11 protein-coding genes are annotated in these 13526 nt (G+C 37.0%); 1 reads left to right on the top strand and 10 read right to left on the bottom strand.

Annotated elements, in window-relative coordinates; genetic code table 11:
• Positions 1–12: 12 nt before the first annotated feature.
• The 9 genes from AC58QO_RS28070 to AC58QO_RS28030 form a co-directional block, all read right to left on the bottom strand.
• Entirely contained in the window at positions 13–1002 is a 990-nt protein-coding gene (locus AC58QO_RS28070) for a type II secretion system F family protein (protein ID WP_497271409.1), read from the bottom strand.
• Positions 1003–1030: 28 nt separating this feature from the next.
• A complete protein-coding gene (locus AC58QO_RS28065) occupies positions 1031–2443 on the bottom strand; it encodes an ATPase, T2SS/T4P/T4SS family (protein ID WP_497271407.1) in 1413 nt (470 codons plus the stop codon).
• 11 nt (positions 2444–2454) lie between these two features.
• Positions 2455–3672, bottom strand: coding sequence for a CpaE/TadZ family protein (locus tag AC58QO_RS28060; RefSeq protein WP_497271405.1), 1218 nt, complete (start codon positions 3670–3672; stop codon positions 2455–2457).
• Complete coding sequence (locus tag AC58QO_RS28055) at positions 3672–4574, bottom strand: CpaB family protein (protein WP_497271404.1); 903 nt, start codon at positions 4572–4574, stop codon at positions 3672–3674. The genes AC58QO_RS28060 and AC58QO_RS28055 overlap by 1 nt, the downstream gene beginning before the upstream one ends.
• Positions 4575–4649: 75 nt before the next feature.
• A complete protein-coding gene (locus AC58QO_RS28050) occupies positions 4650–6236 on the bottom strand; it encodes a CpaE/TadZ family protein (RefSeq protein ID WP_497271402.1) in 1587 nt (528 codons plus the stop codon).
• A gap of 586 nt (positions 6237–6822) precedes the next feature.
• Positions 6823–7731 (bottom strand): replication-relaxation family protein, encoded by a 909-nt coding sequence (locus AC58QO_RS28045; protein ID WP_497271400.1) that lies wholly within the window; start codon positions 7729–7731, stop codon positions 6823–6825.
• Positions 7732–7752: 21 nt separating this feature from the next.
• On the bottom strand, positions 7753–8601 hold the full coding sequence (locus AC58QO_RS28040) for a S1 RNA-binding domain-containing protein (RefSeq protein WP_497271399.1): 849 nt from the start codon (positions 8599–8601) through the stop codon (positions 7753–7755).
• Position 8602: 1 nt separating this feature from the next.
• Positions 8603–9088 carry a hypothetical protein gene (locus AC58QO_RS28035; RefSeq protein ID WP_497271397.1) on the bottom strand — a complete coding sequence of 162 codons (486 nt, stop codon included), beginning with the start codon at positions 9086–9088 and terminating at the stop codon, positions 8603–8605.
• A gap of 118 nt (positions 9089–9206) precedes the next feature.
• Positions 9207–9833 carry a hypothetical protein gene (locus AC58QO_RS28030; RefSeq protein ID WP_497271395.1) on the bottom strand — a complete coding sequence of 209 codons (627 nt, stop codon included), beginning with the start codon at positions 9831–9833 and terminating at the stop codon, positions 9207–9209.
• 395 nt (positions 9834–10228) lie between these two features.
• Between AC58QO_RS28030 and AC58QO_RS28025 the strand changes: the two genes are divergently transcribed.
• A complete protein-coding gene (locus AC58QO_RS28025; RefSeq protein ID WP_497271394.1) occupies positions 10229–10540 on the top strand; it encodes a hypothetical protein in 312 nt (103 codons plus the stop codon).
• A gap of 54 nt (positions 10541–10594) precedes the next feature.
• On the opposite strand, the gene AC58QO_RS28020 is transcribed toward AC58QO_RS28025, so the two are convergent.
• Positions 10595–13072, bottom strand: a complete 2478-nt coding sequence (locus tag AC58QO_RS28020; RefSeq protein WP_497271392.1) for a type IV secretory system conjugative DNA transfer family protein — start codon at positions 13070–13072, stop codon at positions 10595–10597.
• Positions 13073–13526: the final 454 nt, after the last annotated feature.

Raw genomic sequence — 13526 nt, 5'->3', positions numbered from 1 at the left:
AGCTCTGTCCTCCTAAAACTGTTTTTTTCCTGTTCGCAATACCATGACCATTGAAAAGAAAAAGACAAGAATGGCAAGAAACATAATGAATTTACCTGCCGGATCAATAAAGTAATGCTTGTAGTTAGATCCATCACCCCAGATATTAAATAGTACAATAACAAACGAAAAGCCCACCAAAAGACTAGTACCAACCCTATATACCGTAACCATTACGAGTCTTTTTTCTTCATTTCGTTTGGAGGTCATCATATCTTTTACTAATTTTTGTAGCGCCCCAGAGATATTAACGCCAGTCGATCCTATTATCAGTGTATCTACTAAATCTTCGGACCAATCGTTATCGATTCTTTTCGAAAAATCATATAATGACTTCTCTATGGATTGCAGACTCAGTGCGCTCAGCAACCTCTTCCACTCTGTTCTTACTTCATCTGGTACTGTTGGAGTTGCTTTTTTAACAAGTTCGATTGTCAAAATATTAGGCCTATAAAACCCAATAATATTTTGTACCAAAGCAATCATTTGCATGGCAATTTTAGTCCTTTTCCTTTGCAACTTGAATCTTACATAGAAGTAAGGAAAGCTAGAGAAGAGTAACCCAAGAAATATACTTAAAAACCATGAATTCGTAGCAGCTGCGCGATCCGAACCTGATGCAAATTGTTGTTGTAAAATGTAGATGATTCCATTTGATCCAAATGACCCCGACAAGAAAAAAATAAGCATGAGAGAAAGAATCACTTCGACTGGAACTTTTATTTCAGCAATTTCAATTTCTTCTGAAAATTTCCGTATTAGGGGTATTTCCCTCAGATTTATTGAACTTTTCCGTTTTCCTCCATCAACCGTTCGAAATCTTTTCTTTCTTTGAATTGTGTTTGCCATTATCTGCAGTAAAACTAGAATGACTAACAGTGACCCAATTATCCAAAATGCAAGAAAAGTTCCTCGTATCGTCCCTAAGATAACGTCAAATGGAATTTTAAGACTAAAATACACTTCTAATCCCTCCCTTCCATACAATTTGCTACCAAAACCCTAATCTGCGGAACTCATTGGGATCAGCACCATTTGAAATCATATGTTCCATTAACGGTTTGCTTATTTTGTTACCTGGGGCAAACCAATCATGTTTCATATAATCAAAGTCAATTAGAGGGCGAACATGGACTTCTCCATTTTCATCAACAGATAATTCCGTAATTTCCGTACATTTTCGATAATTCACTGAGTTAATTTTTAATAATCTTTGAAATATAATAATATTGAAAGCACGAGCAATTCTCTTTTTTGTATCTACAGGGTCATGTAATCTACCATCTTGTTTAATCATGTCTTCTACATCAGAGAGAAAGGAATCCCTAAACTTTGTATGCATTGTAGCTAAGACGTCATGACCACGCAGAGCACCTTGTACAGCTTGACTGATCTCGGAGCCTTTACCCTCTCCCAAAATAACCCAGTGCGGTGACATCACGAGCAGAGGTTTAAACGCCTCTTCCATCGTTAGGCCAATGTCGTCGACTTTTCGAACAGCTAAAATACTTCGTTTTCCTTTTAGCCTTCTACGTAATGCAATCTCAAATTCAGGCTCGAGTGTCCGGATTCTTTCGTTTTCAGGAATTTCTTGGCACAGTGCGTAGAGGGTGGTTGTTTTCCCCGTATTTGTTGAACCTCCCACCAAAATGCACGCATGATATCTTATTAATAACTGAAGTAAATCCTTCATTGTTTTATCAATAGTTCTTAATTCAACAAGGCCTTCTAACGATGCATCCTTCACAATAAAGTTTCGAATAAATATACTTGGGACATCAGAATACGGTCCGCGTGACATGACTAATCGAGAACCATTCCACATGTAAGACTGTACCCATGGTTGTCTGTCATTTATCGGCTTTTTCCCACATAGAGCAAGTCGGTCTTGTAATAGTTCTACATCCTTCAAAGAACTAAATGTGCGGTGTTGAGGAACGGTGTCACCATTAATAATAAGGAATATGTCATTCCCAATAACTTGGACTTCTTCAACATCAGGACGATCTTTCAAATCTTCAATTAGGCTCGCTCCGCACGTTTCCGCATAGATGCATTCAGAAGGCGTCAAATCGTCAATAAGAGTATCTGGATCTACGTCAATACGGTATTCCACGATCAAAGTATCGATTACCGCCTTCATTCTCTCTTTTGCCTGGGGATCTCCTATTCCTGCATTCATAATATCGTCGTGCAATTTTTGATCCTTTTCTTGTCTTTCTAAAAGATGTTCATACACTAAGTTTGCAGCCTCGGATAATGACATCCTCTTATTACTCGTTTGTCCACTCAAGAGTAGTGTTGGCCTCTTCATCTCATAAACACGAGCTTGTTTTATATCGAGTAGATATTTGGAAGGATCAAATGCATGTCTTACCTTCATGCGAATTCCTGCTAAATTCAAACGAACTCCTCCTACCTCAGCACTTTATTCCACCAGCTAATTTTCTTAGTTTTAGCCTCTTTAATCTCAGTTTTGTACTCTTCGTCAACAATTGTTGATGCTAGTTCGTCAATTGCTGAGATAAATGCATCTGCACCAGATTGAAGATAAAGAGGCAATCCTTCATGGACAGCTTTTATGCCAAGCCCACCAGAGACATTTGGTATTTCAGAAATAAGATCCATTCCGATAAATTCAGATACTTGCTTTCCCTTCTTCTCGTTCATATTAGATCTATTTAAAACGAGTTTGAAATCATCGCCGGCTAAACCACAATACTTCCAGTAACAATCGAACCATTCACCCCAGCTGGCCATATACGAAGCATAGTTGTTTTGGGCAACTAAAAGTCTCATGTCCGACCCGCGAATCCCACAGATTGTTGCAGCATTGTCTGGGAAGGTTTGGACGTCCATAATCGTAATGTGAAAAGTACTTCTAGCAATTCTCATTAAATTTAATATCATTTCTGGAGTTACATCTGAAGCTGTTTCTCTTCGGTTACTTCCAGGCAATACATATAAATTATCTAGCCGTTTATAGGGTACACAGGCTTTTAATAAATCATCCGGCTCTAAAGCGTTGGTTTGAAGCCTTGACCTAATTTGAATATTTGATCTTTCTCGATCCGACAGATTTAAATTCCCACGCATTGATGGGCTTTTTAAATTACCGTCTATCAGGCAAACTCGAAGCTTAGTTTTGGAGGCTATCGACAATGCTAGATTCTCTGCTATTGTTGTTGATCCGTCTCCGCTAACTCCTGATATAGTCGTGATAAACTTCCCCACTCCAATATCATCATGTAGACTTTCTTTCTCAGTACCAAATATTGCTGAAGAAAATTTTTCTGCCAACTCGCTAACCGTAGATTGGCTAGGGACAACTTGAAAATCAAAATCAGAAGCTAACTTCTTTATAACCTCAAGCATGATTGAATCGTAGACTTTGTCATTCAAGCCAATAAACACGGTAGCTGCTGGAAGGCCTTTCTTGATCTCAACCATCCATTCCCAAGGATACAAATCATAAAATAGGCCACAGTCAACTGCCACAACTTCAAATGGTTCTGAAATTTTGTAAATTAATTGATCTCGAGTATCAATGATTTGAATATCCATATTTGACTTCTTATATTCTAAGAAAGCTTCCATGGCTGGAGCATCTTGAATAGCTATCAGAACCTTCATTATTTAACCTCCGTTACCCTTGGTGTCGTTGATTTCTCATCTGGTTTAGGATTAGACGAAATTTTAGTAGGTACAGAAGTTTTTATATCCGATTCTTTTAGGTTACCGTTAACAGATATCTCATTTTTATTCTTAGTGAAGGCATCTGCCGATTGTAGATCTCGGAAAACATCCGTAATTCTTGTTGGATCCATGGTACGAACAGCAAGATTTGGAAGTGTTAACTTTATTCGTCCACCTAGTGAACCTAGTGTAAATGCCCCCGCTGTTTCATCATCCATGATATATGTATTACTATCAGGCTTGCCATTCGGTTTACTTCGAGCATTACTTAGCTGAGTGGCGTCGCTTTGAGCTAGGTTATCTAATGTAATATGATCCAAAACCTCTATACTTTCAGCCGTCTTAACAGCAGCAACCTTTAAATTCTCAAGTATTTTTGCAGAACCCACGCTGACTGTACCAGATGTAGTTTTTATTAGTTTTGGGGTTTCAAATTCAACCCATACGTCAACACGATCCCCTTTTCTAACCATGTTATTGACATTGGCTATTACATCAGTCTTATAACTTACATACCTTTCACCTTGTACTGGAACAGTATTTTTTGCAGAAATCTTCCAATTCGGAATCTCTTCATTCTGGCCAATCGGTACAACAACTACTTTCCCAATCAATTCTTTAACATCTCTAACACCTTCAGAAGAATGTGCAACTTCAGGAATCGACACGATTCGAATCATACTAGTGTCTATAACCTCTCCACTTTGTAGTACTCTAACCGGTTTCACGGTATCAATTGAATTAAACTTTACTTGGGATGCATTGGTTAAATAATAATTAGCATAAAGCGAAGCAGCCATAAGCAATATGCCGGAAATCCCAATATAAACTTTTCTCACTACTTACCACCTACCCTAAAATTATGCCTAGATTGTAATCTAATAGTTGTAAACCGTCCGACTTCTTGTACTTTGTTATCCGATAACATTATCTTTTTCCGCTTCATCTTCTAGAGATTTCATTTTCCCCAGAATATTGGTTATTTTAGCCACAAAGCCATACTGTTTTTTCATAATGCTATACATTTCTTTGGGTAATACAGTTCGAGCTAATGGCTTAAAATGAGCGTGTAACAGGTTTTTCGATTTTGAGTCATCCCATGCCACCCTACCATCCCATAACATTGCTACTATTGATGATCCAAGATCTGGTATTTGAGAGATGACTGGGAAATGGACAACTCCCTTCCATTCCTTCTGTTTAATGCCGCTGCTCCACTTATTACCAATAATCTTAAATTGTTTTCCTGGATAATCATTTTTAAATCTTTCAATATTCTTGCTATGGTGTATTAGTTGGATTGGGTCTGCATCAATCACAAGCCAAATTTCGTCTGACATACTTAATATTTTTTTGCATTGTGTCTCATGGTAATTTGACGATATATCACATAAAGTAACAGGGAACCGTTTTGCAGCCAACAACAATTGCATTGTATTCTCTTCTGTCCAATTTGTAGTGGATTGAATGCTTGCTGGTATCCAATTTACACCTTGATAATTCCAATTAAAGTTATGAGAAATATATCCTTCGGTTTGTAGCTGTTCCGCCCATGACTTCCACTCTTTCGGGGCATTTTTATCACCGTACAACATTTCATAAATAGTGGATCCTACCGACTCAAGTACTGGTTCAAACACAGCAACTGGGACTTTATTTTCACCAAGCATTCTTGCAAAGTTAGTTGTAATAAATGAGGCCCCAGCTCTTGGATATAGACTTACAATCGAAACAAGCGTTGAATTGTAATGAACCGGTACATGGACAGTAACTATTTTCTCCTCAATGACGATTCTTTCTTTTATCCTCTGAAGCTTCGCTTTTTGCTCTTCTTGAGATCTATGTTTTTTAGGTACGGATCCGCCAATAGTTTTACCTTGTCTGGTTTTGACATCGAGAGTTGGATTTGACGTGTTAGTTCCTAATTCGGATTCCGTTGTTAATTCAGAGCTCTCTTTATTATTTTGATTAACTTGGTTAATCTGTTCATCTATATTACTATTAGTGGATTTTTCATCTTTGTTTTCAGTTGAACGGGATAATAACTCAGATGCTAAAGCCGAATGACTATCGGAATTATTCACGTTCCTAATTAATGAAACAGGAGTATCAATTGATATATTTGGCGCGGCTGAGTTTTTCGAAACATTTATTAACCGTGTTTCCAATAAACCAGTATCCAATTCTGCATAACTTATGCAGACATTGCCATCATCGATAAGTCTTTGTATTAAGGCGTCTTTTTCGCGATGATATATTAATAGAAACAGTGTTTCAGGCGATTCCCGTTTTACTGTTTGATATATATTCAAAAATGAATTATCAGACTTTATAATGGTTTCTGGCAGGATTACGACGTCCGATGCACCTGCAGTATTCCATTGCGGTATAAAAAAGTCGAGTGATTCAAAGTTTCTTACAAAACGCCCATATTCAGCAAGCTCTTCCATAACCCATTCCGCAAAATCTTTATCGTCATACACCAGGAATAGTCTTTTCATTGGCGAACCCGTCTTTCATATATGTATATATATTGATATACAAGTTTTTTGCGTTGCAACATCAGCGAATTCCATGGTCGTAATGTTTGAATCTTCAGGTAAGTCGACGTTCAAAGGTAGAAGTTTTTGTCCAGCAGAATCAGGTCTGCCTGTCCAGGGACTCGGCGGTCGTAAATTCCGCCGCGATAACCAGTGACGCGAGAAGGAAGTTCTATCCTTCCGTCTAAGGTTGATATCGAGACATGATTCATCCATTTTAAACCTAAGTAACCGTCTGTCGTAAACACTGATGTGTTCTCACCGAATCTCAGTTCCGTCTTAGATCCAGGTTTATATCCTTCCATTACTTTGCCAATAGCTCTCACTACCATTATGCTGGTACATTATAAATGGACCTAATTTCTTTATAGCATTTCTTTGATAGCTTAATCTTGTTGCGATGTGTTTTTGTTTGAAATCCTACATTGCTAATATGATTGCAGACTTCGTTAAACCGTTTCATGACATGTGTAAGAATTTCGTGCTGCCGATCATTCGTGAGTAACTGCAATTTCATTTTATGTTTAGCCCCTCACTCACTTCTTAATTAACTTAGATTGTAGTATGTTTTTTCACCGTTTTCATAGAAGAAAAAAGCCTGACGTATATCAACGTTGTAGTCGTTCAAATCCTTGTCTGTAACAAACCATGTAAATCTATTTGCTCCTTCCTGTTCTATGATCTTGCTCGCTAGTAATGCTTTATCATCTGATGAAACGAGAATGACGAGCGTCGTTTCCTTCTCTACAGTAGTTATGTATTCTCTGAAGAAGCTGGCTTGAAAGCGAATAGTTTTCAACCATTTCTCTTCTTCTCTGTGGCAAATCAAGTAAAAAGGCATTTCCCTTCCCCTTGGGCTTCGCAGATAATACTTAGCCGTAGGTACAACATGTTCGTCCTTCATTCTTAGTGATGGGTGAAATTCAAAATGAACAAGGTCAAAAGAGTTACGCAAATGTATGTAGAGTTCATTACTTGCTATGTATTTCATTCGAAATAGCATGGATGTTGGCTTTGAATTTCTCGGATCCCGTTGACCTAAGAAAACACCGAATTTGTATTTTAAAATATCTGCTCCACTATCACCAAGCTCGTAAAGGCTAGGTCTGTTTCTAGAGGACTGGGTATAACTTGACCACTTCACCTTCCGTAATAGGCCATATTTCACCAGTCGAACCATTCTTGCCGTTACGGACCGTTCACGTTCTGTTTCCGTAAAGTACAGTCGACCAATTTGGCTAGTTGTCACATAACGATGGACATAAATAAATTTAATTATTTCGATATCTCGTTCTGTGATCCAGTTCTGCTCGACTTTCCCTGCAATGTATTGATACGCGTGATGGGGAAGTTCACTTATGTCTGTAATATAAGCATAAGGATCGTCCATTAAGGGTTTATAGGGTATAACATTGCTTTGCAGCGGTTTTATTAAAGGTGAAACTAAATTATCCATAGCGCGTCGTCCTTCTCTCTATTAGAGTTCATGCGGGAATGCGACGATTTTCACACCAATTTTTTTGTTTCTTGCACTAACGTTCTTGATACGAACCGTGCATGTTTTACCCATGAGTACTCCGTCGCGTGGCATCTTTTTTTCGAGTGGAAACCATGCAAGTGCTTCAACGCCTGGTTCCAATTTAACGAATATACCTACATCTTGCACTACACCAGTAACTATTCCGGAATAAAAGTTTTCGACCCCAAATTTTTCGTGAACTCGAAGCCAAGGATCTTCCATAAGTTCTTTGCGTGAGACTCTGACCTGTTTCTTTTGTCTATCAATATGAGTAATTTTTACCGTTAACTCAGTACCGATTGGTACGACTTTCTTGCCGGATACTGTCCAATCGTATTCATAGTCCTGAATCGGCATTACGCAGATAACACCTTTTATGCGGATATAGATACGTTCATCTTCAAAACCAGAGACTTGTCCAGTTACAATGTGATTCAATAATGCCGTTTCCCAGAATTCCTCCTGCAGCTCATCTAATGCTTGTACACGTGAGAGCAGGACGATCCCTTTTTCTTCATTAAACACATTAATCTTGTTTTCGTCATGACCTAGCTTTTTAACATCCAGCACCATGAAATCAACCGTATGATCCATAAACCCAAGAAGTGAACGATACTTACGGCGATCAAATTGATCTTCGTAAATCAATCCTTTTAGTCCGCTGTTCAGCTTAACAAGAGCACATTGCATTGGTATTCCAAAAGGACTATGAACTTCGATTCCGATTACAAGTCCCTGGTGGAGTTGTTTGCGTCGAAGTGATGATTTATACTCTTGCATTGGATTTACGATTAGAGCTTCATTCATTTTATATACCTCTCCTTTTTACAAATAGATTGTATTCGTTATCTTCAATGTGACTTATACCGACGAGAGTCATCACCTTATTATCTTTCTTTTCTATGACTATCAATGTCTTTGATTTAAAGTGAGCTGTAACAATGGATTCTTCCATCTCCGGTTTCCATATTACTTTATAGATTCCGTTCTTTGTTGGTAATTGGTCGGTAAGATCGATGTAAATTGTGATTTTGTTCTTATTCATCTCATTATTATCTTCTATATTGGGATCGATTTCGATTAAAAGTGAATGAATCGTTTTGTTTATCTTCGACCATTCGAAGAGCAATTTTGGTTTTTCTTTACGCATGTAATCGACGATTGAGAACAAAGGAACTGTTTCATACACTAATAGCCAGTTGTTATAAAACCTATCGAGAACTCTCTCGTTACATGAAGGATGTGTTAGCACAAATTCCAATTCACGAATAATATTTGGCGGTTCTTTCCCCATTGATTATTCCTTTCTCGCAGAATAATAGCGCATTTAAAATTTTTCATATATGCTAATATATTAATTAACATATATATATACATATATTACTATACGACAATCTGAAAGAGAAGGTTTATTATTTTATCCTAGACAGATGAGCTATTCTTCGTTTGTGCGGCGTTCTTAAAAATTTCGCATTTTCAGATTCAGTTTGAGGCATCTTTATTTTCAATAATGGATTGCCTAATCGATCTGCCGTTTGAATAATCAAGTAAACCTTTTCTTCTAACGTAATTACTGTATCAAGATCATACAGCACCCCATCCTTTACTTGATCAATAAGATAACCCAAAATTTCCTTGCCATAAATGATATTGCCGCTAACTTCTACCTCTGGATGATTATATAGATTTTGGAGTCCCTTTGATAAGTACTTAATTGGAGTTCCTGAGGTTGGGTCTAAAATTGTAATAATGCGCGCTTCATCAATCTCAGGATAAACGATATGTGCAAGTCCATCCGATCTTACTTCTAATTTGAAGAGTTTACCGTTATAGTTCCAAGTAGTGTTAATATTGAATTCGAGACTAAAAATACGATCCAGTATATCTAGAAGCAACTGTTCGGCTTCATATCCCTCCTGTTCAGCAATAATATCAGGATATCCATAATGATAAAGACCTTTTGTTCGAACATAGAGAATATTACCTTCCAAATCTGTAATCGTAACCGGTAGGACTGATGGATCAAAGAAATGATGCATGTAATCCCCCTCTTCTACTCAATTTTTAGTATGATTATAAACCTGATGTGTTTTTTTTTCAAAATCTTTATTGATAAGTTTTCCTATTCATTATTGTAATAATTCAATGCGAATTGAAGTTTAGATTTTAATTATATATAAATGTTATTTTATATCATTTATATAAATAGTTTTTATATGTTCAGTTTTTAACGTTTATGTTTAAGTTATTAACAACAAAAATGTATATTGATGGAATTAATATTTAAGTTCAATAAATAATTCATTCGTTCCTCATGTATATTCCACACAATTTGGTAAACATTGATATGTGTAAATTAATATATATATGCTATTATATATATTAGTTAATTAGTTATTATGTATTACAACAAAGAAAGGGTGAATTTGACGTTATGGCGTCATTCGACTTTAATATTGAGGGCTCCCTTCAACCATATCTAGAACAGATGATAAAAAATCTCCCTAATGGGCCAAAACTCATCATGCAGGCACTCTCTAAAAAAGATTGGAATAAAGAAGATTTATCTTTGAAAAGTGGAGTCAGACGCGGGGAATTAAATTATGCTGTTTGTTGGTTAGAGGCTTTAGGCATTGCTGAGTACGATAAATCAGGTAGACAAAAACTCTATTCATTGACTCCCCTCGGCAGGAATGCATATGAAAAATATACGGATATATTTAATGACATTAAGAGTGAAGACTAGTTTCTGTTCATCAGAAAAGCCAACGAATAAATATTCGCTGGCTTTTTTGTTACATCAATCAATTGACTCACTTTTTTTCTTTCTTGCTTCTTCTGCTCTTAGAGCCATTCTTTGCTCTAATTCGGTTAGTGATTGTCCAACAGATGCCGGCGTTAGCTTTCGATCTCCGCTCAGTTCGTTTTTATTCGTTCTTTCTTTATTTACATTTTCCTTTTCGTCCTCCTTCTCTTCCCCACTTGCATCCCAGGCTGAATGTCGTATTATTTTCTCTTTGCTAGGTTGTTGTTCTTCGCCTTTCGATGATATACTCTCTTGATTTTTATTCTCCTGGTTTGCTCTTCTACCTTTTTCTTTGATCCGTTCCAATTGTTGCTGTTCATTATTACCTCTTCTATTTTGAATTTCATCTCCAGCTGCGATCAAAGACTCAGCTTTGACGAATATATCATCTAATTTTAACGAATCGTCATTTTTGACTATCCCTTCTTCTTGATTTGTAATTTCTGCTGCTGCATTCATTGATTGTAAAGGTGCGAACAGTTTTCGCGGAAGGGGGTAAACAAGGCCGATCACTGGATCCATACGCACGTTATTGTGAACACCTCTGAAAAGACACTCCCCTGCCTCCCCTGTCTCTGGATTATATCCTTTTAATCTCGTTATTTCACTCGGAAGCACTCGGTATCTTTTTTCCTCTTTAATCTGTGTTTTGAACCCAGTAGACGACATTTCGTCTGTACCAGTGCTTTGACCAATTTGGTATTCTTCACCGATCATGTCTGCGTAGTACTCAGCGTCATCATTGTCTAGTCCAGCTAGAATGAATTTTTGAACTGCATTTTGTTTTACCATGACGCTAAGACGTTCGCTCACATCTTCTAGTTGAACATTTCCTTGATGAATAACATTTACAAAGACTTCAAATTCACGTGCCATTTCTAGAAAGGTCGAGAATTCTTCATCTGCGAACATTTCTAACTCATCGACAGTTAATTGATGCGGTCTAATCTTTTCTTTTAAGTTCCGTCTAAACGTACTTGCGCGAAGCAGGTTGATATAAAGTCGACCAACTATATACGTAAGTGTTTGAAGTGTACCGTATGCCCCGTTTACAAGTACCACTTCTCCATTTTTAAGTACATCGTCAATGTTGAATGTAGATGGGCCACAGAAAATTCTCTGTATGTATTTATTTCCTGTCAATTCACTTAAGTAATCATACAGGTTCGAATACGTCTGCATCGCATGTTCTTGCATCTTGGCACTACCTGCCATGTTCCTTGAATATTCTAGAAGCAATGGAACCTGGTTTTCTCGTCCGATAAGCGCAGATAACACTTCTGCACGAAAATCATCATTAAGAGGTTGAATCAGCTTATCTAAATCAAGATAAGTACAATCATTCCCATTTACTAGTTTTAAAGCTTTTATCCCTACACGTAATAGGTTAGTTGCTCTACTTTTAAAGTAATCTACTGCTTCCGGACCGAGATAACCGTGAAAAGCTGAAACATTTGCTTCAACCATTGGTTCTATATCCGATCCTTCTGGAACATAAAATGGATTTAAGCAATCCGTATCCTCATATTCTGGGTCTAAGCGGTGAAATGGGCGTCCTGTTCTTTCCATAAAATTAGACAATCGATTAATGAGTGAACCTTTGGGTTCAATAATTGTTGAGCCTATGTAATCATTAAGCAAATCCTGTGTAATTAGGTTTGTCGCAAGCAGCGTCTTACCCGCGCCTGTTCCTCCTATTATCTGTGAATGTTGTGCACGGTCGTTTCTATTCAACCTTTTCAATTCACTTTGTCGTTCCTTAGTAGGCACAGTATTAAACAGTTCCAATTTACAATCTTCCGAATTATATCTCAAATGACTTAAGCATCCTTTAGTATTTAAGTCAATATGGTCAATTTTCGGCAGATCCCCATCTATCGATGAAGTTTCTTTGGTTTTGTTTCTACTGTTAGTCATCTTTTCCGTTTTTTTAAATGAATCCTTCAAATCTGCCTCTTCTACAACACGACTAAGTTTATTAAAAATGGTAGAGTTAATATTTATATAGAGTGTGTAGTACAGTGTCAATGTGACAACTCCAATAAACATAATTGCTTCAATGATTAATCCCTTTTCTAAGGAAACGAATCTCATAGCGATTTGTCCAGCTGCCATGACGCTTAATGCATTCAAGAAGGTTTGAATAATGGGTTTTGCGTATGTACTCTTAAATAAAATTGGACAAGAATAAATCATGTGGCCAAGGAAACATGCAATCAATAAAGGAATAGCTCTGTATAGTACTGTCCCCCCCACTCCAAAAAATTGATCTTGGTATTTTCCCACTAACCACAAAAAGCATGCGATTAATAGGAAGAGCGCAGTGAAAGCCTGCATATTCCAAAGTGTATTTTTATTAGCTGGATCCATAGTGTACCTTCGAATTGCAATGTAGACATTTTTAATTATGAATGCAATCATATGACCAATGGCTGATAATATACCACCGAGAACCATTCCTATGTACTTCACACGGCATCACTCCAATTCATGTATATATACTAATTGATATACTACTATAATTCCCTCCCTCTCTACTACCCTTTTATCAATGATGACTCTCATCCAGTTCAGATTTTTCTTAACTAATTCCTTACTAGGCTCTACCAGATTAAATTGTACTCTACATGTATTCTACTGGTTATATACCAAATGTTGTTTGTTTTCCACATGTGAACCATTTGTTATTAACTAAATGTGGTATGTTCTATATGTGTGAAGCATTGGTTATTAACCAAGTGTGGTTTGTTTTCTATACGCACACCATCAGTTGTCAACCAATTGTGGTTTGTTTTCTATATGTGTAACATTGGTTATCTACCAATTGTGGTTTGTTTTCCATATGTGTAACATTGGTTATCTACCAATTGTGGCTTGTTATCTATATGTGTAACATTGGTCATTAACCATTTGTCGCTCATTTTCT

It is taken from the genome of Paenibacillus sp. J31R30, assembly GCF_059692115.1.
Note: the sequence above shows the minus strand (reverse complement) of the source record. Positions and strands in the feature narration are given on the sequence as shown.